Consider the following 26599-nt stretch of genomic DNA (forward strand, 5'->3'; position numbering starts at 1 on the left):
AGCTTTGACTCTACTCCAGTTTTCATGATGGGTGCAATCTATTAATGGCGAGCCGTGGCGATGCGCGCCGCGCGTCACGCGTCACACACCTGGCGATCCGGTACGCAGGTCGGCCAGCATCTGTTCGGCCAGGAAGTCGCATGGCGGCCGGTTCGATGCGGCGCTGCGGGCCAGCACCACGTCCAGCGCCGGCAACGGCGGCAGGCCGTCTGCTTCGCCGAGCACGGCCAGATGCGCCGGGATACTGCAGCGCGCCAGCGGCGCCACCGCCAGGCCGGCCTCGACCATGCTGATCAGGCCCAGCAGGCTCGGACTTTCATACGATGTGCGATAGCGGATACTGGCCTGCTGCAGCGCCGCGATGGCATGCGCGCGCGCCGCGCTACCCGGAGCGAACACCGCAATCGGCAGCGGCCGTTCCTTCCAGATGGGCCTGCCGCCGCGCGCCGCCACCCACGCCATCGGCTCCTGCCGGATCGTTTCGCCGGTAACGCCGCGCGTCTTCGTCAGGCACGCTAGGTCGAGCGTGTTGTCCTTGAGCAGCGGCACCAGCGCATTGCTGGCCATCCCGACGACGCGGATTTCCACGCGCGGATGCGCGGCCGCGAACTTGCGCAGCACCGTGGGCAGCAGTGACGACGCATAGTCGTCCGGCACGCCGATCGTGACCCGGCCGCGAACCTCGGGCCGCACCACGGCTGCCCAGGCTTCCTCGCGCATCGACAGCATGCGCCGGCCGTAGTCGACCAGCGTCCGGCCGTCGTCGGTCAACGCCACGTTGCGGGTGGTCCGCACGAACAGCGGCCTGCCCAGTACATCCTCGATGGTCTTGATCTGCATGCTGACCGCAGACGGCGACCGGTGCAGCGCTTCTGCCGCCCGTGCAAACGAGCCGGCCTCGGCCACGGCCACCACCATCTCCAGGACGTCGAGATCGAGCTTCTTCATCGCATCAGATAATCTGAATAATGCGATCAATATATCCCGTTTTACTTATTTATCGCGGAAATCGATACTGCCGCCATTGCCGATGAACGACGCGGGTGGACGCCGATGAGAACGATGTACGAATTCCTGGCCGTGGGCGGCCTGCTGGCGGTCACGCCGGGGCCCAACATGGTCTACGTGATGGCGCGCTCGGTCTCGCAGGGCACTCGCGCCGGCCTGATTTCGCTGGCGGGCGTGATGCTGGGATACCTGACCTATATGCTCAGCGCCGCCTTCGGCATCAGCGCTTTATTTCTGGCGATTCCCGGCGCGGGGCGTTTGCTGGGCCTGGCGGGTGCCGTCTACCTGCTGTACATGGCCTGGCAGATGCTGCGGCCCGGTGGCCGCTCGCCGCTGCAGGTGCAGGCGGTCGCCAGCGAACCGCCACGCCGGCTGTTTGCGATGGGAGCGATGACGAGCCTGCTCAACCCGAAGCTGGCGCTGGTCTTCCTGTCGATCCTGCCGCAATTCATCGACTACCGGGCTGGCGGCGTACTGGGCCAGACGCTGTCGCTTGGCCTGGCGCTGACCGTGGCATTTGCCGGCGTCAACGCGCTGGTGGCCATGTCGTCGGGCCGTGCGGCGGCGCTAATGACCGGCCGCCCGCAGTGGCTGCTGGCGCAGCGCTGGGTGGCGGGCGGCATCCTGACCGTGCTCGGCGCCAAGATGGCGCTCGATTTCTGGCACTGGACGCATTGAAGGCGCCATGCTCCCATGCAGGCCGGCCTGCAGATAGCGACGACTGGTTTCGATGAACAGGGAGCGGGCAATCACGGAAAGCGTCATGGCGGTATCTCGGGACGATGTCAGAACGATGCCTGATCGTATCCGTTGCGCCGCCACCTGGCTGCTGTACAAGAGGCTCGGCCGCCTCTGCCGGACGCTTATTCGCCTCATCCGTTCGGATAGGGTGGCACCGCCCGCGCGCGGATCAGTCGTCGATATGGGTATAGAGCTTGTTGACGATCTGCCAGTCGCCGCCGACGCTGAGCAGCGACAGGAAGTTGTAGTAGTTGTTGCCGGCCACCCTGACGCGCACCTTGGCCGAGGCGATCTTGCCAAGCACGTCCACCGACAGGATCGACATGCCATAGGGGTCGTTGCGCGACGCCGGGCTTTCGCGTCCGGCCACGCCCTGCAGGTAGGCGTCGAGCGTCTTCTGCACGATCTCGCCCCGGACTTCGGCAAACAGCAATGCGTCGGGGTGGAACGTGGCACGCAGCAACGCGACGTCGCCGTCGTATAGCGCGTCGAGATAGCTTTCCAGCAACTGCAGGATCTGCTGATGCGCGCCATCCACGGGCGCCCGGCGGCGGGAAACGGTCATGATGGGCTCCTGATTGGTGGGGGCGGCCCACGCCGCCCCCCTGCTTCCATGGGTGCCGCGCGCTTACTCGGTGGCTGCTGCGGCGGCATTCACCGCTGCGCGTGTCCGCTCGATCTGCTCGGCCACGGTGTCGGCTGACGCGTAGCCACCCGCCACCTGATAGAGCTTCTTGTCGATGCGTAGCGCCAGCGTCGGGAAGCTGCTGACGCCCCACAGGCGCGCGGTGCGGAAGTCCTCGGCCGTTTCGTCGATGGCCGGCTGACTGCCCCAGTCGGCCAGGAAGGCCGCCGTATCGATGTCATGCTGCTGCAGCGCCAGCGCGTCGGTAGCCACCGCCGCCAGCACCCGCCCGTTGGTGGTGTCCAGCCCGTCCACGTAGAACGCATGCTGCAGCGCGCGGAAAACGGCCACCAGATCGGCCTGAGGCGCAAGTCGGCGCGCCGTGACCACGGCCCGGCAGATCGGCTCGGTATCGTAGACAAAGCCTTGGCGGGCCCGGAAGGCTTCGCGGTTGAACGGCAGACCGCTGGCGGTCTCCACGCGGGTCCAGTGCTGCAGGCGGAAGCGCTTGCCGGCTTCGTCCAGTACATCGGTGGCACCGGCGCGAATGCCGCCCACCACGATGCGCACCGGAATATCCGGAAAGCGCTGCTGCAGCGCCGTCATTTCCTTGCCGAAGCCGTAGCACCACGAGCACATCGGGTCGCCGATAAAGATCAGTTCCATTGTTGTTTCCTAATTGCCTTGTTGCGTCAGACCGGCACCCTGCTTCTGGCGCGGATCGTCCTCGGCGTGGACGTAGTCGATACCCAGCGGGCCGTTGCCCGTGACCTGCGTGACGTAGCCACCGGACCTGGCCCAATGGAAATGCGGGGTGCCGCCGGGCAGCACCACCACGCTGCCGGGCGGATAGGCCACCAGCTTCTGCGGCGCGAACTCGTCGCCGATGCCGATGTAGAACACGCCCGAGATCACCGTGTAGATGCGGTCTTCAGGATGCACATGGGGCATCAGCTTGACGCCGGCCGGCACGCTCACGCGCACCACATACGGGCCCGGCTGGGCCGGATCGCCCACCAGCACGGCCAGTTGCGCGCGCTTCGGGAACGCGGGGAACGACGACCACTTGATGTCTTCCTGCAGGATGGCGCCGTTCGATTTCGGCGAGAGGCCGGCAGCGCCAGCGGTGGCAGCACCAAGCAAGGCCGCCGCAATGGCCAGGGCCGCACCCGTTCGGATGGCTTTCGGATTCATGATTCGTCCCCTGCTCAGGCGTGACCCGGCTTGACCTGCGCGATGACCACGAGGATCACCGCCGCGTTGGCCGGCTGCTGGGTCTGCGCATAGACCGCGCGGGCATGGCCGGCCTTTTCGCCCAGCACATCGGCGAACAGGTCCGATGCGCCGTCCACGACTGCGGGCTGGTCCAGCATGCCCGGGGCGCTGGTCACGTAGCCTTCCACACGCACGATATGGTCAAGGCGCTCGAAGCCGCCCAGGTGCGCGTGGATCTGCGCCAGCACGTTCAGCGCCGCCAACTGGGCGGCCTGCTTGCCTTCGGCCACGGTCAGGTCGCGACCGACCTGGCCCTGCCAGACGACCTTGCCGTCCTGCAGCGGCAACTGGCCGGAGATGAACAGCAGATCGCCCGCGCGGCTCACGGCGGTATAGCTGCCAAGCGGCTGCGGGGGTGGCGGCAACGTCAGGCCGCGTGCGGCCAGTTTTGCTTCGACGGACATGGTGACTCCTCGATCATGGGTTTCCTGCTGCATCGGCGCGGTGCGCCGTTCGCGTGGAACCCACTATAGGAGTCACCCGTGTGCCGATAAACGGACCCGGCAGAACATGAATTGATACACGGAGGAACAAGTGCGCCGTCCAGCACGGGGCGGCGCGAGGGGGGCGGAGGCGACAGAAATGCGTCGGCGGGAAGCCGGTCAGAGCTCGGCCCAGCGCCGCAGCAGGTTGTGGTAGTGGTTCACCAGGGCCAGCACGGCGTCCTGATCGTCGCCGAGCCGCTGGCGGATGTCGATGATGGCCAGGTCCAGTTCGTAGAGCATGCTGCGCTGGCCGTCGTCCTTGACCATCGACTGCGCCCAGAAGAACGACGCCCAGCGCGCCCCGCGCGTGACCGGCGTGACCGCGTGCAGCGACGACGCCGGATAGACCACCAGATGCCCCGCCGGCAGCTTGACGGTATGGGATCCGTACAGGTCCTTGATGACCAGTTCGCCGCCGTCGTATTCGTCGGGGTCCGACAGGAACAGGGTGCTCGACACATCGGCGCGAATGCGCATGCCGCCGCTGCCGGGCACGGTGCGGATGGCATTGTCGACATGCGTGCCGAACGTCATCGCGCTTTCGTAGCGATTGAACATCGGCGGCAGCACGCGCAGCGGCAGCGCCGCCGAGTGGTACTTCGGGCTGCGGCCCAACGCCGTCAGGATCAGCTCGCCCAGTTCGCGCGCCTCGGCGCTGTCCACCGGCAGTTGCAGGTTGTGCTTCGAGCGGGCGGCCAGATCGCCGGCCGTGACGCGGCCGTCCACCCAGGCGGAGCGCTCCAGGCGCTCGCGGCAGTAGCGGATCTCTTCGGGCGTCAGGACATCGGGAATCTGGACAAGCATGGGATGGGACCGGATGAACCGGAGGGAGTAATGAAGTAGTGGAACGGGAGTAACGGCGCAATGGAACGCGGGCGGCGGCGGCCGCGAAACCGCCATGGTAGCGGCTTCGCGGCGCTGACGGCTGCCGTCAGAACGTCATGCCTACGTTGAGCAGGAACGTGCGGCGCGACGTGGGCACCGCGCGCACGGCGCCGAACGACGACTGATAGTTCAGGTGGTTCGTCAGGTTGTAGCCGTTCAGGGAGATGCGGTACTTGCCCTGCTTGTACGCGATCATGGCGTCCAGCGCGAAGTTGTCCGGCATCTTCGTCGTATTCGCCGAATCGGCCCAGTAGCCCGTGGCGTACTGCAGCCCGCCGCCAATGGTCAGCTGGCCCGGCACCGGCAGCAGCGAATGGGGGATGTCATAGGCCGTCCACAGCGTGACGTTGTGGCGCGACACACCCGGCGCCGTGTTGCCCACGGTGGACGCGGTGGTTGCCGACGTGACCTCGCCATTCAGGTACGCATAGGCCACGTTGGCGGTCCAGCCGCCCACGATGCGGCCGCTCAGTCCCAGTTCCAGGCCACGAATGCGGCGGCCCTCGCCAGAATCGGAGAAACCGTTCGTGATGTCACCCGTGGTCGGGTCCACCGTGTAGGCGTTGGTCTTCTTGGTCTGGAACAGCGCGCCGGTCACGCCCAGGCGCTTGTCCAGGAAGTCGAGCTTGGCGCCCACTTCGACGGTATCGGCGCGCTCGGGCTCGTTGCTGAAGCCATTTTGCGGCACCTCGGACGCCACGCCGCCGACGGCCACGGCGATGTCGGTACCCACCGGCCGGTACGTGCGCGAGAACGACGTGTAGAACATGTAGTCCTTGGTCGGCTCCCAGATGGCACTGATGGCCGGGCTCAGCTTCTTCGCGTCCGCCGAGCCACCCAGCGACGACGCGCTGGTCGAATATTCGCTGCGGAAGTAGTCCCAGCGCAGGCTGCCCAGCAGCGAGACCTGGTCGTTCAGGTACACGCGGTCGCTCATGAACACACCGATATCGGTGGAGTTGGCGTCGCGCGTCGAGTTATAGGCCACCGTGGCATTCGGGCTGTTGTAGAACACCGGATTGACCACGGTCTGGTTGTTCATGCGGCCCGTCCAGGTGCCCTGGTCGCGGTGGTCGCGCTGGTAGATCGTGTCCAGGCCCACCATCGCCTTGTGGCGGATGCTGCCGGTATGGAACTCGCCCTTGGCGCTCAGCACGTTCTGGATGCCCCAGCCGCGCTGCAGGTACGTCACCCCGCCACCCGCCGCGTAGGGCAGCGCCAGGTTGCGGCCCGACAGCAGCGTCTGCAGGTTGGCGTACGTCAGCGCCGCCGGGTTGGTCGACGAGAAATCGCGCTCGTAGAAGCTGAACCGCGTGTCATTGCTGAGGGTGATGCCGTTGTCGAGCTTCGTCATGAAGTTGGACGAGACGATGTGGGCGTCGGTGGTGTCGCGGTCGGTATTGCGGACGTAGGACGTGGACGACGACACGCCGGGCACGCCGTATTCGGTCAGCGGCCGATAGAAGCCATCGGCGCCCTGGGCCACCGACACGCCGTAGTCGGGCGCGCCGCTGCGGTGCAGGTACGAATAGTTCAGATGCCATTCGGTGCTGGTGCCAAGGCCCGTACCGAAGTCGATGGCCACGCCGCGCCGGTCGTCATCGACGTGGTCGCGGTCAGCCACGCGGCCGTTCTGGAACATGCCGTTGATGCGCAGCGCCGAGGTGTCGTTGAGCTTGAAGTTGCTGTCCAGCGTGGTGCGGTACGTGGCATCCGACGCCATGCCCTGGTCGATGCTGGTACTGGTGTGCAGGTTCGCCTTCTTGGTGGTCTGGTTGATCAGCCCGCCCACATTACCGACGCCGAAGCTCTCGCCCGACGGCCCCTTGATGACTTCGACACTCTCGGTATTGAATGCATCGCGCTTGTAGGCGCCAAAGTCGCGCAGGCCATCCACGTAGATATCGCCCTTGGCCGACAAACCCCGGATGCGGAACTGGTCGCCGTTCTGGCCGCCGTTGCCCTCGCCCGTCGAAATCGTGATGCCGGGCACGTTCTTGAGGATCTGCTCCAGCGACGTGGCGTGCTGCTGCTCGATGACCTCCTGCGGCACGACGTTGATCGTCTTCGGCGTTTCCTTGACGGTCTCGGGCAGGCGGGAGATGCCGGTCGGCGCCGCGTTGGCGTTGCCGATACCCTGGCCGATGACGGTCACCTGCGGCAGCACGCTGGTGCCGCCGGCCGGGACGGCATTGGCGGCCGTCTGCGCATGGACGGCCAGTGGGACCATGACCAGGCCCGCGGAAGCGCCTGAGACCAGCAGGCGGATGGCATTCGAGATTTTCTTTTGCTGCACGGAAGACTCCAGCACGATTGAGTTTCGGACCCGACGTGCTGCCGTGCTTCGGCTGGACCTTCAACACTCCCCGTCAAAGAGGTTGCACAACGCCCCTGCCGGACGGCAGGCATGGCAATCACGTCAAAACGAGAATGATTGCTATTTGATGTTGTGCAGGTTTGCTCGATTGTGGCGAATTGTGGCAGTCGCATGACGGCCACATGCCCCGTCACGGCTGCGCCGGCGGCTAGTTGGGCAGTTCGATCGATGCCCGGATGCCGCCTTCCTGGCGGTTTTGCAGCGAGATATCGCCGCCATGCGCGCGAATGCACGAGCGGGCGATGGCCAGCCCAAGGCCCACGCCGCCGCTATCCATGCTCCGCGCCGAGTCCAGGCGGGTGAACGGCTCGAAGACCCGTTCTAGCTGGTCCGGGTCGATACCGGGCCCGTCGTCCTCGATCTCGATGCGCAGGGACCGGCTGACCGAATCGGCCAGGACCCTCACACAGACATTGCCGTGGCGTACCGCGTTGTCGATGACGTTGCCCAGCGCCCGTTTCAGATGCACGGGCCGGCAGCGGTAGAACATGCCCGCATCCACCTGGCTGGTCCAGGTCACATTGCGGCCCTGGATGGTCTGGTTGTCCACCACGTCGCGCACCAGATCGCAGATCTGCACGTCCTGTGTGGGCTCATGCAGCGCCTCGTCGCGCGCAAAGCGCAGCGTCTCTTCCACCATGACGCCCATTTCGTCGATGGTCTGCACCATCGCATCGCGCAGCTCGGCGTCGTCGATCAGTTCGGCCCGGATGCGCAACGATGTCAGCGGCGTGCGCAGGTCATGGCCGATGGCGGCAATCATCTGCGTGCGCCCATTGACGAATCGCACCAGGCTTTGCTGCATGTCGTTGAACGCCTTCGTGATTTCCCGCACGCCGCTGAGCCCCTCCGGCGCGGGCAGGATGACCTGCTCGCCCCGGCTGACGCGCTGCGAGGCGTCGGTCAGCCGTCGCAGCGGCCCCATGATGCGGCGGCCGAACAGCAGTGCAATCAACGCCGTCGGCAACATGCCGACCACCAGCGAGAAGCTCAGCACCCGCGACCAGTGGGCCGGCAACATGGTCGGCCAGTGTTGGCTGTGCAGCCATTGGCCCTGCGGCAGCCGGACATCGACATCCAGCGCCGTGGCCTGCGTGCCGCGAAACGCTTTTTCCAGCCAGTTGCCACGGTCTTCGGCAGCAGCAGCGCCGGGCACGGGGTCCACCTGGCGCAGCCGCACGTACAGGGGCGCGTTCTCCGGCACACCGAGCAGGCGACGCAGGCGCTGCGCCAGCGCCTGTTCCTGCCCGTTCATGGTGTCCACGGTGGCCATGGGCCGGGTCGCCAGCCCGAACGCGGAGTCGGGCAGGCTGATGTCGGCCAGCCATTCGCCGGGGTCATCCGCACGCGCGGCCACGCGGTACGCGGACAGCACGCGGGTCTCGATGGTGCGGACGGACAGCGGGTGAATCGTGATGTTATCGGCCCGCCACCATGACAGCACGAGCACGGCGATCACGTGTGCCGCCAGCATGGCCAGCAGCCAGAGGGCCACCAGCTGGCCCGACAGGTTTCTTGGAAACAGCTTCATCAGTGTTCGAGCGTGACCCGGGTCGCCAGCAGATAGCCGTCACCCCGCACGGTCTTGAGCATGCCCGGCCGCCGGGGGTCCGGTTCCAGCTTCTTGCGCAGGCGGCTTACCTGGCTGTCGACACTGCGATCGAACGCCACGGTTTCGGACCGCTGGGTCAGGTCAAGCAGCTGGCTGCGGCTCAGCACGCGATTGGCGTTGTCCACGAACGCCCGCAACAGATGGAATTCGGCGGTACTCAGCGGCACGACCTCGTCGCCTGGATTGCGCAGTTCCCGCGTGGCGGTATCGAACGTCCAGCCGCTGAAGATGAAGCGGCAGTCGGGCTGGGCCGACGGCTCTGGCACGGCAGCGGGCACCAGGGTCCGGTTGCGCCGCAGCACGCTGCGGATACGCGCCACCAGTTCGCGCGGATCGAAAGGCTTGACGACATAATCGTCGGCGCCGATTTCCAGTCCGGCAATGCGGTCGGCCTGCTCGGTCACCGCCGTCAGCAGGATTACCGGCGTGCCCACGTGCTCCGATACATAGCGGCACAGCGACAGGCCATTTTCCCCGGGCAGCATGATGTCCAGGACGATCAGGTTGAAACTGCGCTCGTCCAGGCGCTGACGCATGGCCTTGCCGTCCCCGACTGCCTCGACATCAAAATCGAAACGACGCATATAGGTGGCCAACGGATCACGAATGTTCTTGTGGTCGTCGACGACCAGTATCCGGGGGCGTATGTCCATGCGTTACTCAGTTTTTCTTCAAATACGAATCATTATCGAAATGCTACCGAACGCGACTTCGTCGGCACCCGTTTGCCCTGCGCCAGCCACGAATTAATGTCCGGCTAACGAACGTCGGCTAGCCTGCCCGACGTTTCCTCCGCGGCCCAAGCCCGCCCTGCAAGCCAATGCGCATCGGGACAGACGTACGGTTGGCATGGGACGAATGTCCCGATCCCGCCCATTTGGCATTGTCATGCGACGGCGGCAACGGCTAGCCTGCGTGGCCACCCGCTGCGGCGGCCATTTGCGGCCGCCCGGCCGAAACCGAGCGCCCTGATATTCCGGAAATGCCTGGCGAAAAGCACCCATTGTCCATTCAGCTGCTGGAGACCCACCGTCTCACGGCCAATGCCGCGCGCCTGGCGCTAATGGAAATTCTTCTGGCATCGCCGCACCGGCATTTGAATCCCGAACAGCTTTGCGCGGCGATGCTCAGGCGCAATGACGGCCAGTCCATTTCCTCTTTCAAGAAAGCCATTTACGACCTGGCCGATCTGGGGCCGCTGGCGCGCGTGGTGGTATCGGACAAGAAAAACCGTTCGATGACGTTTTACGAACTGGCCGACCAGCCCGTTCACCGTCACTTGTATTGCACACGTTGCGCCAGCCTGACCGAAGTGTTCGACGCCGCCCTGGAGCAGACCGTCAGCCGGCACTTCCACGCGCACGGCCTGGCGCCCGCCAAAGTCGATCTCGCGCTGCCCGGGCTTTGCGCCGATTGCCAGGCGGCGTTGGCCACCGATGTCCGGCCGCCGGCCGGTCGACTGGGCCGAGCCGCGTCAGCATCACTCAACGGCTGACCGCCGGTACCAGCAAATCTTCAAAAAAATAGGCCGCAAGCTGGTGCCGGCCATCGAGCTTGGCCTTGGCATAGACGTTGGCGGCATGCTGCCGCACAGTCTTGGCCCCGCTCTCCCGGACGCCTGCGATTTCCTCCAGCGACAGGCCCTTCACCAGTAGCAGCGCCACATCCTTCTCGGCTGGCGTGAGCTTCCAGGCCTCGAACTGCGCCTGCATCGACTTCAGAAAATCGCGCGTGGACTGCTGCGACGCCTCGTCGCGCTCGGCATGGGCCCGTGTCGCCGCATCGGCGGACGCCTTGAGCATCTCGAACTCGTGCGCGGCGCGTCGGCGGTCGCGGACCACCAGGTACAGGACCACCAGGAAGGCGGCCGTGGCGGCGATCTCGGTCAGCAGGTGATAGGACGGGCCGCTATGAAGCAGTTGATACAGGTCCCAGGCCTGGTAGGCCGGAAACACCATCAGCAGAAAAGGAAGTTTGTAGGGCATCGACGCGTCCGGATAGATGCCCGCTCGGAGAACCGTAACAGAACCGACACAGGCGCCCGTAAATGTAACTGATTCTCACTTATATCGAAAGCACCACGCACGACAGGCCACCAATCGTGCTTTAAACGTCACAAACGACGCATCGGACATTTGCCCCGTCCGATGAAAGTTCATCAACGGCCACCTCACAAATGACTCGGATGGGCAGGACATCTGCCCGGAATTGCCGCCGAAGCCATATGGGCTGCGAATGATTCCTATTAGTGTCTGTTGGCTCGCTAGCGGCCCGGATTCGGGCGGCGCGCCAGCCACGGTCGACGAAATGTATTGCATTCGTCGCTTCTCTTACCTGATCCGAATTGTCCGAAGCCATGCACCACCCTGCCCGTCGCGGCCATGCGCCACGTCCCCGCACCATTGCCACTCTTGCGTCCGCGCTGATCGCCGGCCTGCCGGCCGCCGCGCTGGCCCAGGCAGCCTCGTCAGGCCAGGCGCTGCCGACCGTGACGGTCTCGGCGGGCAAGACGCTGCCGGGCAATCCCAACGAGACGGTCAGCACCGGTACCAAGACGGACACCCCGCTGCGCGACATCCCGGCCGCCATCTCGGTGATTCCCGAGGACGTGCTGCGCGACCAGGGCGCGATCGACCTGAACTACGCGCTGCAGAACTCGGCGGGCGCGCAGGCCCAACTGGCGGGCGGCTACGGTTTTGCCAACAACTACACGATTCGCGGGCTGGCCATGCGCTTCCTGCGCGATGGCTACGTCGACGGCCCGAGCCAGAACGGCTACTACCGCACCATGTACGACGTGGACCGCATCGAGGTGCTCAAGGGCCCCGGTTCGGCGCTGTACGGTTCGGGTCAGCCCGGCGGCACGGTGAACATCGTCACCAAACAGCCGCAGCCGAAATTCAGTGCCGAAGTCGGCGCCTTTGGCGGCAGCTTCGGCACGTGGGGCACCTATGTGGACGTGGGTGGCCCGGTCAGCTCGCAGGTCAATGCGCGCCTGATCGCCGATTACGAGAAAAGCGACGGCTACCGGGGCCTGGGCCGCGACATCCGCGAGGTCTCGCCATCGTTCAGCTGGGCCTACGACACCAACAAGACGCTGACGATCGACTACGACCACCGCGACATCAGCATCGTCCCGGACAACTACGGCATCGTTTTCAACAACCAGGGCAAGATCGCCGGCGCCCCCCGCGACGCGCGCTACTACAGCCCGTTCAACGACACGCGCCAGCTGATCGACCGCGTCACCGTCAGTCACGACTGGCGCATCGACCCGGCGCTGACCATGCGCACGGCGTTCATCTATGACGAACGCTCGCTGGACATGACCCGCAATGCCGGCGGCAACGGCGGCAACGCGCAGAACCAGATGACCGGCCGCACGGCGCGCACGCAGTTCGACGACGGCCACTTCATCCTGGCCCAGAACGAGCTGGTATGGAAGACGCGCACCGGCCCGGTGGACCACACCGTGCTGTTCGGCGTGGAGTATTCGGACACCCATATCAATACCGTCCGCAACGGCTACAACCTGCCGAACATTCTCAACATCAACGCGCCGGTGGTGCCCGAAACCACGCTGGCCGGCCTGGCGGCCGTGCCCGCACAGGGCTTCAACCGGGTGCTCAAGCAGGAGGACGTCGGCGTCTACCTGCAGGACCAGCTGGCCTTTGGCGAACACTTCAAGCTGCGCGGCGCGGTGCGTAACGACAACGTGAAGTTCAGCGATGTGGGCACCCAGGGCACGGCGTTCCGGTCCATCGGCGCCACCCAGAACCTGACGTCGGGCTCGCTGGGCGGCGTGTGGCAGCCCACGCGCGCGCTGTCGTTCTACGCGGGCGTATCGACCAGCAAGTTCATCAATGTGTCGACCGAGCCGGCGGCGCTGTCCGCCGAGCCGGAAAGCGCGCTGCAGAAGGAAATCGGCGTCAAGGCCGAATTCCTGGACGGCAAGCTCAACACCAATGTGTCGCTGTTCGAGACCACGCGGAAGAACTACTACATCACGCTGCCGGGTGCGCTGAGCCCCACCCCCGATGGCCGCGACAAGAGCCGCGGCGTGGAAATGGAGCTGTCGGCCATGCCGATGCCGGGCTGGACGGTGCTGGCCAACTTCGTGCTGCAGAACGTGGATGTGGAATCGAACACGCTGGCATCGAACGCGATCATGGGCGTGAACAACCGCAGCATCGCCGGCACGCGTCCCGCAGGCGTGGCCCGCACGGGCGGCCGCCTGTGGACGACCTACGACTTCCAGCAGCAGGCGCTGCACGGCTGGGGTGTGGGCCTGGGCCTGACCTACAAGGGCGACAGCTACGCCGATTCGCTGAACCTGTACCAGGTGCCGTCGTACGTGGTGCTGGATGCGGCGATCTACTACCGCCAGAAGAAGTTCGACGTGACGCTGAACCTGCGCAACCTGACCGACAAGACGTACTACACGTCGCCGACGTTCTCGGGCGCACTGCCCGGCGACAAGCGCAGCGCCATGCTGACGGCCCGTTACCGCTTCCAGTGAGGACACCCATGACACGCCTTGCATCGATGGCTGGCCTGGCGGCCGCCTGTATCGCCCTGGCACTGCCCACGGCTGCCCGCGCGCACTACCTGTGGCTGGAGCAGGACAAGGCCGGCGGCCACCTCTACTTCGGCGAATACGAGGAGCTGGTGCGCGAGCAATCGCCGGGCCGACTGGACGAAATGCCCAGCCCGCAAATCCGCGCCACGGCGGCCCAGCCTGGTCAGGCAAACCCGCTGCCGGCCCGGCGCGAGACCGGCGGCTTCGCCTTTGCCCGCCCCGCACGCGGCGCCACGGTGACGGCCACGGAATCCGCCTACGCGGTCAAGGACTGGACCCGTGCCGGCATCGGCATCGTCAAGCCGATGTTCTACGCGCGTCTGGTCGGCGCCACGCCAGCCGGCGATGCCGACGCCATGACGCTCGACATCCTGCCCACCGGCACGCGCGGCGAGTACCGCGTGGTCTTCCAGGGTGCCCCGCTGCCCGCCACGGACGTGCGCATCATCGCGCCCAACGCCTGGACGCGCGAGGCCACCACGGGCAAGGACGGACGCGTTCGCTTCGACTTCCCGTGGCGCGGCCAGTACATCCTGCACGTGGTGCATCTGGAGCGCACGCCCGGCACGTTCGAGGGCAAGTCGTACGAGGCGGTACGGCATCGGGCGACGGCAACGCTCTACGTACCGGCCGGTCCCGCGACGCCGGTGCCGGCGCGCTGGCAGCCGTCGATGCCGCACTAGGCGGTCGGGCGTATCTGGAGTCGGGTGAGGGCCCCCACGCAGTTGTGTGGCATCGCATACACTTCGGGCAATTGACGCTGCCGCCATGGTGCCGATTGTCCGGAGGTGGCTCATCATTGCGTTCTGCCACTTTCGCCCCACCCGACCATGAAGCGCCAATTCGACGATCTACAACTGGGCAGCATCGAACTGTTCTGCCTGGCGGCCGAACTCAGCAGCTTCACGGCGGCGGCCGTGGCGGCGGGCGTGACGCCGGCGGCGGTCAGCCGCAGTGTGTCGAGGCTGGAGGAGCGGCTCGGCGTCAGGCTGTTCGTGCGCACCACGCGCCAGATCCGGCTGACGGACGAAGGCCGCACCTACTTCGACGAGACCCGCCAGGCGCTGGCCCAGCTGGTGGATGCCGAGCGGCAGATCAGCGGCCAGCACGCCACGCCCGCCGGCCGCCTGCGCATCAGCCTGCCCACCCCGTACGCGCACTACCGCGTGCTGCCGGTGCTGCCGGAATTCCGCGAGCGATACCCCGAGGTGGATGTCGACGTCCATATCAGCAACCGCAATGTGGACTTTGCCGACGACACCTATGACCTGTCCGTGCGTGGCCGCGCGCCCGACGATTCCACGCTGATCGCGCGCAAGCTGGAAGATGCGGAAATGGTGGTGGTGGCCACCCCCGCGTACCTGAAGCGCCACGGCACCCCGAAGACGCTCGACGACCTGCTGGCGCACGAATGCATCCAGTTTGAACGCCCCAGCAGCGGCCGGCGCATTCCATGGACGTTTCGCCAGGATGGCGAAGATATCGACGTGGTCACCACGGGGGCCATCGCCACGTCCGAAGACGCCCTCGGCGGCGCCACGCTGGCCCGGGCCGGTGCTGGCCTGTTCCAGACCTATCGCTTCGTCGTCGAGCAGGACCTGCGTGAAGGCACGCTCGTGCAAGTGCTGCAGGACTATGGCGGCAGCACGCGCCCGTTCGTGCTGCTCTACCCGCATGCGCGGCATGTCTCGCGGCGGGTGCGCACGTTCGTCGACTTCCTGGTCGACAAGTTCTCCGCGTAGCCGCCCCCTTTTGCGCATCCGGAACATCACTTGATACATGGCGGAACAAGCCAGGGCGGCGGCCGCGTCTATCATTCCCATATAAAGATTTTTATATTGTTATTCATCTCGTTTAGAGAATCATGGATAGCAGCCCGCGATCATGTCGAATGCCACCGCCTCCTCCGTTCCCGTTCCGCAAACCCAAAGCGACGCCGGCGCAGGGAAATCGCTGGGCGAAGCCATCGCGGCCGCGCTGGCGCTGGCCGTGGCGATGGGATTCGGCCGCTTTGCCTTCACGGGCATGTATCCGCTGATGGTGCGAGACGGCACGATGAGCGTGGCGACAGGGTCGCTCGCCGCGTCGGCCAACTATGCGGGCTACCTGCTGGGTGCGCTGCTGGCCGCGCGCGTCGCGCCCGCCCGGGCCGGCTTCTGGTCGCGCGTGGCGCTGGCCGGGACGGTGGTGTCGCTGGCGGCACTGGCCTTGCCGCTGCCCGGCTCGGGGCTGGTCGTCGTTCGCTTTGTTTCCGGCGTGCTCAGCGCGCTGGCCCTGGTCGGCGCCGCGTCGTGGCTGCTGCACGTGCGGGGCCGGCACGATCGCGCGCCGTTGATGTTTTCCGGTGTGGGGATCGGCATCGTGGTATCCGCCGAACTGATCGCGGTCGGTAACCTGGCACAGTGGCACAGCCTGGTGCTATGGCTCGGGCTGGCCATCGGCGCGCTGGTTCTGAGCGGGCTGGCATGGCAGGCGTTGGGCCTGCAGGCCCGCACCGGCGATGCACCGTCTGCCACCGTGGCCCCGCAGGGCATCCTCGGCCCGGCACCGCTGATTGCCAGCTACGGCCTGGCAGGCTTCGGCTACATCATTACCGCCACCTACCTGCCGCTGTTTGTGCGCGACGCGCTGGGTCCGATCGATCCGATCCACGTGTGGGCCGTCTTCGGCCTGGGTGCCGCGCCGTCCTGTTTCCTGTGGCACGCCGTGCATGAGCGCCTGGGCACCCGCCGCGCCATGCAATGGAATCTTGGCGTGCAGGCCGTGGGCGTGGTGCTGCCCGCGTTGAGCCATACGGCGCTGGCCTACCTGATCAGCGCCGTGCTGGTCGGGGGCACGTTCATGGGCACTGTCACGATCGCCGCGCCGGCTGCGCGCCGCCTGGCCCACCGGGTCAAGTTCAACCTGTTTGCCGTGATGACGGCCGCATATGGCGTCGGGCAGATCGTTGGCCCGCTGGTGTCCACGGCACTGATGCACGGCAGCAACAACTTTGGCGAACCGCTGGGCGTGGCCGCCACGGCACTGGTGATCGCCGCCACGCTCTGCGTGCTTTGACGGCTTGGAACGCCTGGAGCGCTTTGGGCCCGGCCCGCGAGATCAGGCCACCGCGGCGCCGTGGAAATGCGGCAGCACCGTTTCGGCCACCTCTTCGAGTACCTCTGCGGGGGGCCGCGCCGAATCGGTGATATTGAGCGCCACGTGATGCGTGCCCGCTTCGCGCATTTCCGAAAGCAGGTCTATCAGCGCCCGCGCGCCGGTGCGATAGCCGAGATTCAATGGCGATGGCGCCTCGTCAGGCCGCTCGGACAATTCCAGACGCATGGCCGCACCGAAGGCCCGAAACTGCTCGGGCGCCCCGCGCTCCACAGCAATACGCCAAAGCCGATGCCGCTCACGCTGGGTGTCGGGATCGCGGTGATAGGTCATCCAGCCAATGGCATGACGCGCGATCCAGTCGACGCTCTGCCCACCCGAGCCCACCGCCAGCAGCGGCACGGCGCGCGGCTGGTGCGGCAGCAGGTAGAAGTCCGGCGCGCCTTCGGGCTGCAGGTCCGGCATCACGCGCGACGGCACCCCGACGGACGCGCCAACAGTCTCCCAATGATCACGGAACAGGTCGCGCCGCGCTTCGGTGTCGCGGCCGAATGCAGCATATTCAGGGGGACGGTCGCCCGATCCCAACCCCAGGATGAAGCGCTGACCCGATAGCGCACTAACTGAAATCGCCGCCTTGGCGATATGCAGCGGATGCCGCAGCGTCAGCACGATGGCACCGCTGGCCAGCGCAATCCGCCGGGTCCGCGTGGCCAGCGCACCGAGCAGCACCCAGGGATCGAGATGCCCGACCGGATCGGGATACCCCGCGCTGTTCAGCGGCACATCGCGCACCCATAACGCCCGGTAGCCCAGTGCATCGGCGCGCGCCGCGAGGTCCAGCTGCGCATGGAAATCCGGTGCGATCTCGCCCTTGCCCAGCAGCGGCAGCACCAGGCCCACCGACAGGGCGTCCTGACGGAACACCGTTGTCTCGATGGGCTGCACGCCGGCCGCCATACCTCCAAGCGTCGTCATCGCATCCTCCGTTCCCTGACAGATCGCCGCATCATGCCACGCCCCCGCACTTGTTACCGCCGCGCATAACTGTTTGTGCGGCGGTGCCGTTCAATCGCGGGCTTGCCTCACCTACATTTGCATCCATCGACCACGTCGATTCGATTGGCAGCGATGCCAAGGTCAACCAAATCAAAGAGGCAAAATCATGAGCACCACGCAAACCACCCAAGCAACGCAAAAGGTCGCCATCGTCACGGGCGCTTCGCAAGGTATCGGCGCAGAGCTGGTCAAGGCCTACCGCCAGCGCGGCTACCGCGTCGTGGCCACCGCGCGCAGCATCCAACAACCCGATGACGCCAACATCATGGCCGTGCCGGGCGACATCGCCGATCCCGACACCGCCCGCCGGGTGGTCTCGCAGGCCATCGAGAAGTTTGGCCGCGTCGATGCCCTGGTCAACAACGCCGGCATCTTCATCGCCAAGCCTTTTACCAGCTACACGGCCGAGGACTTCGCCACCAAGACCGGCGTGAACCTGGCCGGCTTCTTCTACATCACGCAACTGGCCATCGCGCAGATGGAAAAGCAGGGCAGCGGCCACGTGGTGAGCATCACCACCAGCCTGGTCGACCATGCCATCCAGGGCGTGCCGTCGGTGCTGGCATCGCTGACCAAGGGCGGCATCAACTCGGCCACCAAGTCGCTGGCCGTGGAATATGCCCGCCGGGGCATCCGTGTGAACGCCGTGTCGCCCGGCATCATCAAGTCGCCGATGCACGCGCCGGAAACCCATGAAGCGCTTGGCGCGCTGCACCCGATGGGCCATATGGGCGAAATGAGCGATATCGCCGAGGCCGTGCTGTTCCTGGAATCGGCACCGTTCATTACCGGCGAGATCCTGCACGTCGACGGCGGCCAGAGCGCCGGCCACTAAGTCGCCCGCCGGGGCGGCCCACCCGGCCGTCCCGGCATGGTGCGGCACTACCCTGCACTACCGGCTACCAGCAAGACGGCCCGCCCCTCCGGCGGGCCGTCTTGCGTTTTGATAAGTGTAAACCCCTATCCAGGCATCATATGGCCGCACGCGTGCTCTCCTAGACTGGAAGCTTTCGCCACACGAAAACCCAGAAGGAAGAACATGGCCACGATCGAAGTGAAGGTGCCCCAGCTTTCCGAATCCGTCTCGGAAGCCACGCTGCTCCAGTGGAAGAAGAAGCCCGGCGAGGCCGTCCAGCGCGACGAAATCCTCGTGGAACTGGAAACCGACAAGGTCACGCTGGAAGTGCCTTGTCCGGACAACGGCGTCCTGGCCCAGATCGTCAAACCGGACGGCGCGATCGTTCACGCAGACGAGGTGATCGCGGTGGTGGACACCGACGCCAAGGCCGCAGCCGCCCCGGCTGCCACGCCGGCCCCTGCACCTGCGCCCGCGCCTGCTGCGGCACCCGCCGCTGCCCCGGCCGCTGCGTCAGCCGCGCCTACAGTTGCCGCTGCGACAGGCGGCGGCGCCAGCGCCTCGGCCAAGGCAGACTTCGACGTGATCGTGATTGGATCGGGTCCCGGCGGCTATATCGCCGCCATCCGGGCCGCGCAACTGGGCAAGACCGTGGCCTGCATCGAGGAATGGAAGGACGAAGCGGGCAAGCCGCGCCTGGGTGGCACCTGCCTGAACGTGGGATGCATCCCCAGCAAGGCGCTGCTGGCATCGTCCGAACACTTTGAACACGCGCAGCACGGCATGGCCGACCATGGGGTGCAGATCAAGGGCGTGTCGCTGGACCTGACGCAGATGATCCGGCGCAAGGCCGCCATCGTCGACAAGTTCACCGGCGGCGTGGAATTCCTGTTCCGCAAGAACAAGGTCACCTGGATCAAGGGCCACGGCAAGTTCAAGGGGCGCGCGGCCGATGGCGTGGTCACCGTGGAAGCCAGCGACGGCAGCGACACCAAGCCCTACACCGCGCGCAACGTCATCATTGCCACCGGCTCGAAGGCCCGCCACCTGCCCGGCGTGCCCGTCGACAACAAGATCGTGTCCGACAACGAAGGCGCCCTGTCCTTCGATTCCGTGCCGAAGAAGCTGGCCGTCATCGGCGCGGGCGTCGTCGGGCTGGAACTGGGCTCGGTCTGGCGCCGCCTGGGCGCCGAAGTGACCATTCTCGAAGCATTGCCCGCCTTCCTGGGCGCCGTCGACGACGCCATCGCCAAGGAGGCCGCCAAGGTGTTCAAGAAGCAGGGGCTGACCATCCACCTGGGCGTCAATATCGGCGAGGTGAAGACCAAGCCCAAGGGCGTGACCATCGCCTACAAGGACCAAGCCGGCGCCGAGCAGAAGCTCGAGGCAGACCGCCTGATCGTTTCGATCGGCCGCGTGCCGAACACCGACAACCTGGGCCTGGACGCCGTGGGCCTGTCGGCCGATGCGCGCGGCTTCATCCCAGTCGACGACAACTGCCGCACCGCGGTGCCCGGCATCTACGCCATTGGCGACGTGGTGCGCGGCCCGATGCTGGCGCACAAGGCCGAGGACGAAGGCGTGATGGTGGCCGAAGTCATCGACGGCCAGAAGCCGCACATCGACTACAACTGCATTCCGTGGGTGATCTACACCGAGCCCGAAATTGCCTGGGTGGGCAAGACCGAGGCGCAGTTGAAGGCCGAAGGCCGCGAGTACCGCACCGGCCAGTTCCCGATGCAGGCCAACGGCCGCGCGATGGGCATGGGCCGCCCCGACGGCTTCATCAAGATGATCGCCGACGCGAAAACCGACGAACTGCTGGGCGTCCACATCATCGCGGCCAATGCCTCGGACCTGATCGCCGAAGGCGTGGTCGCGCTGGAATTCAAGGCGGCGTCGGAGGACATCGGCATGATCTGCCACCCCCACCCGTCGCTGTCGGAGGTCATGCGCGAAGCCGCGCTGGCGGTACAGAAGCGGGCGTTGAATATGTGAGGGGCATCTACCCAGGAAACACCTGCTTCTGCTCGCCATTAGGATGTGCGGAAGCAGGACCCCTACGAACGCTAACGCCAGTCCGCTTCTTGCGAGCGCGAGCGGGCCATTTCTTCAAAAACCTCCCTGCCCTCTCCGACATGGCGCCAGAAGCAGGCTTGCCAGGCATCCGTGGCACCCGCCAGAAACGCCTCCTGCTTGTCCTTGTCGAGCGATTCCCAGTAAGGCTCCCAGTACACGTACCACCAGTACTCGATATTGCCTTGCAGGAAGCCGAAGGCCGTTTCCGCCAATTCAGGCTCTTTGGGCCAAGTAGTCTGCCCCAAAATATCCCATCGTTCCAAAGAGCACGCCTCCCACCAGCCCGGTGACGATCACCCCTGGCCCGGTCACTACCCCGTAGGTCACACCTATGGCCGCGCAAAGCAGGCATGTCCCGATGTCGCCTTCCACAGCCACCGGCTGGCCGTGATGCGTCATCATTCCCGCCCCCCGACGCACACAGCATCCCGCCGGTCGTCTTGTCGCCGTTCTTTAATGCGTATCGGATGTCTGGCATTCTGGCCCCTCAATGAAGTGAGCGGCCATTCTGTTCAGCGCGGGATATCCCGGTAAATCGCCAAATCCTTGAACCAGGGACGTCAGCGCCGAAGATGCATCGGCACCGGGAAGAAACCCATCAATCCACCACCGACACGAACCGCTTGCGATACTCGGCCGGCGTCACGCCGACGACTCGGAGGAACGCGCGGCGCAGTGTGTCGACGCTGGAAAAGCCGCACTCGGCGGCTGCCTGCTTGGGCGCGACGTTGCCCTCCTCCAGCAGTTGCCGCGCAGCGGTCACGCGCGCGGCCTCCACCCAGTTGGCCGGGGTGACGCCAACCTCCTCGTGGAACAGGCGCGACAGGTGCCGCGCGCTGACGCCGATGCGCGCGGCCAGACTTGGCACGTCGTGGGCCGCCGCCGGGTGGGCGGCCACCCAGCGCTGCAGTTCCTGCAGGGCCGAGCGATTTGCCGCGGCGGGCGCTTCGCGGCGGCTGAACTGGCCCTGCCCGCCGGGCCGCTTGAAGAACATCACAAGCTGGCTGGCCACCTTCAGGGCGATGTCCCGACCCAGGTCTTCCTCGACCAGCGCCAGCGCCAGGTCCATGCCCGCTGTCACACCCGCCGCCGTGCGCACCTTGCCATCGCGCACGTGGATGGCATCGGCATCCACGGTCACCTTCGGAAACCGTGCCGCCAGCGCATCGGCGGCGGCCCAGTGCGTGGTGGCGCGGCGACCATCGAGCAGGCCAGCCTCCGCCAGCAGGAAGGCGCCGCTGCAGACGGAGCCGTAACGGCGCGCCGCCGGGGCCGTGCGGCGAATCCAGTCAAGCACCAGGGGCTCTGCGGGCGCGTTGCCGGCATGGGGTGCACCGGCCACCAGCAGCGTGTGGAAGCGCGACGGCGAAGCGCTCGGCGTGTCGTCCTCGATCACGATGTCGGGCAGCAGCCTGGCGCCCGACGATGACGTCAGCGGCCCGCGTCGTACCGCCACCACCTTCATCTGGTAGACCGTGGCGCCGGCCTGCACATTGGCTTCGGCAAAAACGTCCAGCGGGCCGGATACGTCCAGCAACTGGACGCCCTCGATGGCCAACAGGCCGATGGTACGGGTAGCGGGCATGGCGAAATGGGGTCTATCCGACGCAGACGAGCCGGCTTGTCCGGATCGTCCGGGTATGTCCAAATTCGTCGTATTGCGACGATTGAAGACATCCTACCGCGACGCCTAGACTCCAGGCAACCCCTCACCAACAGGAGCCACCATGCGTTTCACCACCGGCGACATCGCCATTCCTGACAGCCAGCTGGCCCGTGACATCACCGAACTCGTGCGCGACACCGAGTCGCCGCTGCTCTTCCACCACTCCAGCCGCGTCTACTACTGGGCTGCGCTGGCTGGCCTGCAGCGCGGGCTCAGCTACGACCCCGAACTGCTGTATGCCGGCGCGATGTTCCACGACATGGGCCTGACCCACGCCCATAGCAGCCCCGACAAGCGTTTCGAGGTCGACGGCGCCAACGTGGCCGCCGACTTCCTGCGCAGCCGTGGCATTGGTGAACGGGAGGTGGAAAAGGTGTGGACCGCCATTGCGCTGCACACCACGCCTGGCATTCCGGAGTTCATGGCCCCCGAGATCGCACTGGTAACAGCCGGGGTCGAGATGGATGTGCTGGGCATTCGGTACGACACCTTTGCCGACGCCGATCGCGACACCGTGGTGCACGCCCATCCGCGCACCCCGCACTTCAAGGAAGACATCATCCAGGCGTTCTACGACGGCATCCAGCACAAGCCGGATACCACGTTTGGCAACGTCAAGGCCGATGTACTGGCCGACAAGGACCGGCACTTCCACCGCGGCAATTTCTGCAGCGTCATCCGTGCGTCGGCCTGGAAAGGCTGAGGCCCGGTTGTGGCGCGTGGCGGTCAGTCGGGTCGGCGGCTGAGGTAGCGGCCCACCAGATGCGTCAGCATCTCGGTGCTGACCGGCTTTGCCAGCACCATGTCGATGCCGGCTGCCAGGCACTCTCTGCGCGTCTTGCTGTCTGCCGTGGCAGTGACCGCGATGATGGGCAGCCGATGGCCGCTTTGGTCTGCCTCGCTGGCTTGCCCCTCGGCACGGCGAATCGCCCGCGCCAGGCCCAGGCCACCCATTCCAGGCAGACCGATATCGGTCAGCAGCAAGGCCGCCCCCTGCTGCAGCGTTGCCCAGGCTGCGTGGCCATCTTCGCAGGCCACGACCTGGCAACCGCCGATGACGCGCAACTGTTCCACCAGCACCAGCAGGCAAACGGGATTATCTTCGGCGACGACGACGCGCGGGAGCGTCGACAAGGCAGACGCCGGAACGGCGGTCGGTATTGGAGCGGCGGTATTGGGCACGGTGATGGCGGGTCGGGACATGCGATGACCCATTGTCAACGCGTTCCCGCCCGCGCCGGTTGCGGAAATTTCCGCAATACCATGCAGAAGCGTCTGAAATTGATCAGTCCACCCGGTTTCTGAGGGTCTCCCCCATCGACCACCGTCGCAGATTGTCCAGGAAGATGTCGACCACGCGCGCGGCGTTGCCATCGGAGAAGCCGGCGCTGTGCGGCGTGGCGATGACGTTCGGCAGCGACCAGATTGGCGACGACGACGCCAGCGGCTCGTGCGCGAACACGTCGAGGTATGCGCCGCCCAGCCGTTCCGCGCGCAGGGCATCGATCAGCGCGGCTTCGTCGACTACCTCGCCGCGCGCCACGTTGACCAGCCGCGCCCCGGCCGGCAACTGCTCCAGCGCGGCACGATCGACCAGCCCGCGTGTGCGGTCGGTCAGCGGACAGGCCAGGATCAGCCAGTCAGTCTCCGGCAAGACAGTGCCGAACTGCTCGAACGTGACCGCTCGGAATCCGGCCTCCATCGGCGCGGCACGCTGCCTGACCACCGTCACCGCCAACCCCAGCACGCGCAGCACCGCGCCAATCTGCTGTCCGATCGGCCCCCACCCGACGATGGTGGCACGCTGGCCCTGCAGGTCTCGGGGCAGGCCGCTGCCGATCAGCGGCGCCCAGCGCGATTGCCGCTGCGCGTCGATCAGTTGCGGCAGATGCCGTGCCAGTGCCAGCAGGCCGGCCAGCGCCGTCTGGGCCACCACGCCCGCGTTGGCCCCGGACGATGTGGTGACGGTCACGCCGCGCTGGCGCAACTGCCCGAATATCGCACGATCGGCGCCCGCCGAATGCGTGTGGGTCCAGCGCAGCGACGGCGCTTCGAGCATCGCCGTATAGAAGCGCTGCGTAGCGGGCAGGATCTCGTGCTTGGTAGACAGGCCCGTCACGTCGCGCGAGACAAAGGCCACGTCCGCGTCCAGGACGCGCGGGTCGTCCACCTGGGGCACGACCACCGCTTGCCAGGGGACACCGGCGGCCGCCATGGCCGCGTCGATGGCCGCCCGGTGCGACGCCAGCGCGGCGGCGGACAGCAGGATACGCAGGGCTTCGGCTGACATGGCGCGGCTCAATCCACCGTGGCGCCGGAGGCTTTCACCACGGCCTTCCACTTGACGTATTCCTTGCGCGTGAAGTCGCCGAACTGCTTCGGCGATCCGCCCACCGGGTCCGCGCCTTCGCGAATCATCTGCGCCTGCAGCGACGGCAGCGCCTCGTTGACGGCCTGATTGACCTTGGTGATCACGTCCTGCGGCGTGCCCTTGGGTGCAAAGAAGCCGAACCAGGAACCGGCCTCGAAGCCAGGGAAGCCCTTTTCGGCAACCGTGGGCAGGTCGGGCAGCGAGCGCGAGCGCTTGGCGCTCGAAACGGCCAGTGCGCGCAGCTTGCCAGCCTGGATATGCGGCATGACCGACGGGATGGTCGCGAACATGAACTGCACGCGCCCGGACAGCAGATCGTTCAGCGCATCGGCGCCCTTGTACGGGATATGTGTGGCCTGCGTGCCGATCCGCTCGGTCAGCATGAAACCCGACAGGTGCGACGACGTGCCCACGCCCGTCGAGCTGTAGTTCAGCTTGCCGGGGTTCGCCTTGGCATACGCCACGAACTCCTCGAACGACTTCACCGGCAGGGACGGATGCACCACCAGCACGTTGGGCACGTCCGCGATCTGCACAACGGGCACCAGATCGGTCAGCGGATCGTAGTTGAGTTTCTTGTACAGCGTCTGGTTGATCGAGATCGGGCCTACCGAGTTGACCAGCATCGTGTAGCCATCGGCGGGCGAGCGCACGACGAACTCGGTACCGATATTGCCGCCCGCACCCGGCCGGTTGTCTACCACGAACGATTGCTTGAATCGCTGGGCCAGTTGCTGGCTGACGCTGCGCGCCAGCATGTCGGTGGTGCCGCCGGCCGTGAAGGCCACCACCACGCGCACCGGCTTGGCCGGATAGTCGTCGGCGCGAGCCGGTGCGGCCAGCGTCAGGCCAGCCGTCAGGGCGCAGGCCAGCAGCCTGGCGGCGGCGTTGTGCCAGAAGGGATTCCGGGGCGTTGCGGGGGGCGTTGTCGGGTTCATGCGATGTCTCCGTTCCAGTCGTTGTAGTTGTGGTGTCCTGATGGCTTCGGTGCCGTCATCCGAAGTCGTATAGCCGGGCCGGATTCGCCACCAGCACACGGTGGCGAGTGGCCTCGTCGGGTATCCAGCGCGCCAGCAGGTTGAACAGCACGCCGTCGTCCGGCATCTGCGCCGGATCGAAATAGTTGATGTGCGGCCAGTCGGAGCCCCACACGATCTGCTCCGGATTGGCCGCCAGCAGTGCCGCCACGAACGGATCGACGTCGCGATACGGCGCGCCTGCGGGCTGCAGGCGGTCTGCACCCGAGATCTTGGTCCAGGCGACGCCTTCGGCCAGCAGTGCGCACAGCGCCTGGAACCCCGCATCGGCCACGCCACGCGACGTGGCCATGCGGCCCATGTGGTCGATCACCAGTGGCAGTCCCAGCGCCTTGAGGCGCGGGCCAAGCTCCACCAGGTCGGGGGCGTGAATCCAGATCTGCGCATGCCAGCCACGCGCCTTCAGGCGCGGCGCAAGCGCTTCCAGCACCTCGATGCCCACGCCGTTGCGATACACCGCGTGGCCACCGATCTGGTACAGGTTGATGCGCACGCCACGCACGCCGGCGTCGTGCCAGGCGTCGAGCTGTGCATCGGTAGTGTCGGCCGCCGGCACGGCGATACCGCGCAGGCGCGTGGGGTATTGGCGCAGGGCGTCGATCACCACGCTGTTGTCGGTGCCGCTGGCGCTGGCTGTTACCAGCACGCCGCGCGTCAGGCCCAGTTCGTCGAGGTGGGCGATGAAAGCCTCGGCCGGATGCTCGGTCGGCGTATAGCTGCGGTCATCGGCCAGCGGATGCCGGGCATAGGGCCCGAATACGTGGGCATGGCTGTCGCAGGCACCGGCCGGTGCGCGAAACGACGGCGGCGTGATCGATGCCAGCGGCGGCAGGCAGGGGCGTGTCATG

General features: G+C 66.3%; 26 protein-coding genes and 1 pseudogene. 10 read left to right on the forward strand and 17 right to left on the reverse strand.

The window, feature by feature from the left end; all coding sequences use genetic code 11:
• Positions 1–81: 81 nt before the first annotated feature.
• On the reverse strand, positions 82–948 hold the full coding sequence (locus CYJ10_RS17910; RefSeq protein WP_101682826.1) for a LysR substrate-binding domain-containing protein: 867 nt from the start codon (positions 946–948) through the stop codon (positions 82–84).
• Positions 949–1053: 105 nt separating this feature from the next.
• Here CYJ10_RS17910 and CYJ10_RS17915 point away from each other — a divergent pair, with 105 nt between their 5' ends.
• Positions 1054–1686 (forward strand): LysE family translocator, encoded by a 633-nt coding sequence (locus tag CYJ10_RS17915; protein WP_101682827.1) that lies wholly within the window; start codon positions 1054–1056, stop codon positions 1684–1686.
• A 232-nt stretch (positions 1687–1918) separates the two neighbouring features.
• Here the strand turns inward: CYJ10_RS17915 and CYJ10_RS17920 are convergent, their stop codons facing one another.
• The 8 genes from CYJ10_RS17920 to CYJ10_RS17955 form a co-directional block, all read right to left on the reverse strand.
• On the reverse strand, positions 1919–2314 hold the full coding sequence (locus CYJ10_RS17920) for a nuclear transport factor 2 family protein (RefSeq protein WP_101682828.1): 396 nt from the start codon (positions 2312–2314) through the stop codon (positions 1919–1921).
• A gap of 63 nt (positions 2315–2377) precedes the next feature.
• Complete coding sequence (locus CYJ10_RS17925) at positions 2378–3040, reverse strand: DsbA family protein (protein ID WP_101682829.1); 663 nt, start codon at positions 3038–3040, stop codon at positions 2378–2380.
• A 9-nt stretch (positions 3041–3049) separates the two neighbouring features.
• Complete coding sequence (locus CYJ10_RS17930) at positions 3050–3568, reverse strand: cupin domain-containing protein (protein WP_219621476.1); 519 nt, start codon at positions 3566–3568, stop codon at positions 3050–3052.
• 14 nt (positions 3569–3582) lie between these two features.
• Positions 3583–4053, reverse strand: a complete 471-nt coding sequence (locus tag CYJ10_RS17935) for a RidA family protein (protein ID WP_101682830.1) — start codon at positions 4051–4053, stop codon at positions 3583–3585.
• 198 nt (positions 4054–4251) lie between these two features.
• On the reverse strand, positions 4252–4938 hold the full coding sequence (locus CYJ10_RS17940; RefSeq protein WP_101682831.1) for a Fe2+-dependent dioxygenase: 687 nt from the start codon (positions 4936–4938) through the stop codon (positions 4252–4254).
• 127 nt (positions 4939–5065) lie between these two features.
• A complete protein-coding gene (locus tag CYJ10_RS17945; protein WP_180862970.1) occupies positions 5066–7315 on the reverse strand; it encodes a TonB-dependent receptor in 2250 nt (749 codons plus the stop codon).
• Positions 7316–7544: 229 nt separating this feature from the next.
• Positions 7545–8927, reverse strand: a complete 1383-nt coding sequence (locus CYJ10_RS17950) for an ATP-binding protein (protein ID WP_101682832.1) — start codon at positions 8925–8927, stop codon at positions 7545–7547.
• The gene (locus CYJ10_RS17955) at positions 8927–9661 is read right to left on the reverse strand and encodes a response regulator (RefSeq protein ID WP_101682833.1); all 735 of its coding nucleotides are present in this window, start codon (positions 9659–9661) and stop codon (positions 8927–8929) included. The genes CYJ10_RS17950 and CYJ10_RS17955 overlap by 1 nt, the downstream gene beginning before the upstream one ends.
• A 350-nt stretch (positions 9662–10011) precedes the next feature.
• Between CYJ10_RS17955 and CYJ10_RS17960 the strand changes: the two genes are divergently transcribed.
• Positions 10012–10503, forward strand: a complete 492-nt coding sequence (locus CYJ10_RS17960) for a Fur family transcriptional regulator (RefSeq protein WP_180862971.1) — start codon at positions 10012–10014, stop codon at positions 10501–10503.
• On the opposite strand, the gene CYJ10_RS17965 is transcribed toward CYJ10_RS17960, so the two are convergent.
• Positions 10493–10993: a helix-turn-helix transcriptional regulator gene (locus CYJ10_RS17965; RefSeq protein ID WP_101682835.1), complete on the reverse strand. Its 501-nt coding sequence runs from the start codon at positions 10991–10993 to the stop codon at positions 10493–10495. The two genes, CYJ10_RS17960 and CYJ10_RS17965, sit on opposite strands and share 11 nt — an antisense overlap.
• Before the next feature lie 371 nt (positions 10994–11364).
• On the opposite strand from CYJ10_RS17965, the gene CYJ10_RS17970 reads away from it, so the two are divergent.
• The 4 genes from CYJ10_RS17970 (at position 11365) to CYJ10_RS17985 (ending at position 16644) form a co-directional block, all read left to right on the forward strand.
• Complete coding sequence (locus CYJ10_RS17970) at positions 11365–13527, forward strand: TonB-dependent receptor (protein ID WP_101682836.1); 2163 nt, start codon at positions 11365–11367, stop codon at positions 13525–13527.
• An 8-nt stretch (positions 13528–13535) separates the two neighbouring features.
• Entirely contained in the window at positions 13536–14270 is a 735-nt protein-coding gene (locus CYJ10_RS17975; protein ID WP_101682837.1) for a hypothetical protein, read from the forward strand.
• 147 nt (positions 14271–14417) lie between these two features.
• Positions 14418–15329, forward strand: coding sequence for a LysR family transcriptional regulator (locus tag CYJ10_RS17980; protein ID WP_101682838.1), 912 nt, complete (start codon positions 14418–14420; stop codon positions 15327–15329).
• Between the two features lie 142 nt (positions 15330–15471).
• The gene (locus CYJ10_RS17985; protein ID WP_101682839.1) at positions 15472–16644 is read left to right on the forward strand and encodes a YbfB/YjiJ family MFS transporter; all 1173 of its coding nucleotides are present in this window, start codon (positions 15472–15474) and stop codon (positions 16642–16644) included.
• Positions 16645–16686: 42 nt separating this feature from the next.
• Here the strand turns inward: CYJ10_RS17985 and CYJ10_RS17990 are convergent, their stop codons facing one another.
• Positions 16687–17643: an LLM class oxidoreductase gene (locus CYJ10_RS17990; RefSeq protein ID WP_101682840.1), complete on the reverse strand. Its 957-nt coding sequence runs from the start codon at positions 17641–17643 to the stop codon at positions 16687–16689.
• A gap of 205 nt (positions 17644–17848) precedes the next feature.
• On the opposite strand from CYJ10_RS17990, the gene CYJ10_RS17995 reads away from it, so the two are divergent.
• The 3 genes and pseudogenes from CYJ10_RS17995 (at position 17849) to lpdA (ending at position 20596) form a co-directional block, all read left to right on the forward strand.
• A complete protein-coding gene (locus tag CYJ10_RS17995) occupies positions 17849–18577 on the forward strand; it encodes an SDR family NAD(P)-dependent oxidoreductase (RefSeq protein ID WP_101682841.1) in 729 nt (242 codons plus the stop codon).
• 204 nt (positions 18578–18781) lie between these two features.
• Positions 18782–18997: pseudogene (locus tag CYJ10_RS34820) on the forward strand (biotin/lipoyl-containing protein); the annotation flags it as partial.
• Between the two features lie 183 nt (positions 18998–19180).
• On the forward strand, positions 19181–20596 hold the full coding sequence (gene lpdA / locus CYJ10_RS18000; protein WP_257993415.1) for a dihydrolipoyl dehydrogenase: 1416 nt from the start codon (positions 19181–19183) through the stop codon (positions 20594–20596).
• 71 nt (positions 20597–20667) lie between these two features.
• On the opposite strand, the gene CYJ10_RS18005 is transcribed toward lpdA, so the two are convergent.
• Both CYJ10_RS18005 and CYJ10_RS18015 read right to left on the reverse strand, forming a co-directional pair.
• Complete coding sequence (locus tag CYJ10_RS18005) at positions 20668–20940, reverse strand: hypothetical protein (RefSeq protein WP_180862972.1); 273 nt, start codon at positions 20938–20940, stop codon at positions 20668–20670.
• Positions 20941–21275: 335 nt separating this feature from the next.
• Positions 21276–22262, reverse strand: coding sequence for a GlxA family transcriptional regulator (locus CYJ10_RS18015; RefSeq protein ID WP_101682845.1), 987 nt, complete (start codon positions 22260–22262; stop codon positions 21276–21278).
• Positions 22263–22404: 142 nt separating this feature from the next.
• Between CYJ10_RS18015 and CYJ10_RS18020 the strand changes: the two genes are divergently transcribed.
• Positions 22405–23046, forward strand: coding sequence for an HD domain-containing protein (locus tag CYJ10_RS18020; RefSeq protein WP_101682846.1), 642 nt, complete (start codon positions 22405–22407; stop codon positions 23044–23046).
• Positions 23047–23069: 23 nt separating this feature from the next.
• Here CYJ10_RS18020 and CYJ10_RS18025 read toward each other — a convergent pair whose 3' ends face one another.
• The 4 genes from CYJ10_RS18025 to CYJ10_RS18040 all read right to left on the reverse strand — a co-directional run bounded on the left by CYJ10_RS18025 (position 23070) and on the right by CYJ10_RS18040 (position 26598).
• Positions 23070–23477, reverse strand: coding sequence for a response regulator (locus CYJ10_RS18025; RefSeq protein WP_257993402.1), 408 nt, complete (start codon positions 23475–23477; stop codon positions 23070–23072).
• Between the two features lie 151 nt (positions 23478–23628).
• Positions 23629–24633: a D-2-hydroxyacid dehydrogenase gene (locus CYJ10_RS18030; RefSeq protein ID WP_101682847.1), complete on the reverse strand. Its 1005-nt coding sequence runs from the start codon at positions 24631–24633 to the stop codon at positions 23629–23631.
• Between the two features lie 8 nt (positions 24634–24641).
• Positions 24642–25652: a Bug family tripartite tricarboxylate transporter substrate binding protein gene (locus tag CYJ10_RS18035; protein ID WP_101682848.1), complete on the reverse strand. Its 1011-nt coding sequence runs from the start codon at positions 25650–25652 to the stop codon at positions 24642–24644.
• A gap of 55 nt (positions 25653–25707) precedes the next feature.
• Positions 25708–26598 carry an amidohydrolase family protein gene (locus CYJ10_RS18040; RefSeq protein WP_101682849.1) on the reverse strand — a complete coding sequence of 297 codons (891 nt, stop codon included), beginning with the start codon at positions 26596–26598 and terminating at the stop codon, positions 25708–25710.
• Between the last annotated feature and the right edge of the window lies 1 nt (position 26599).

This window comes from Cupriavidus pauculus, from assembly GCF_002858765.1.
In the GTDB taxonomy this organism is placed as follows: Bacteria; Pseudomonadota; Gammaproteobacteria; order Burkholderiales; family Burkholderiaceae; genus Cupriavidus; species Cupriavidus pauculus_B.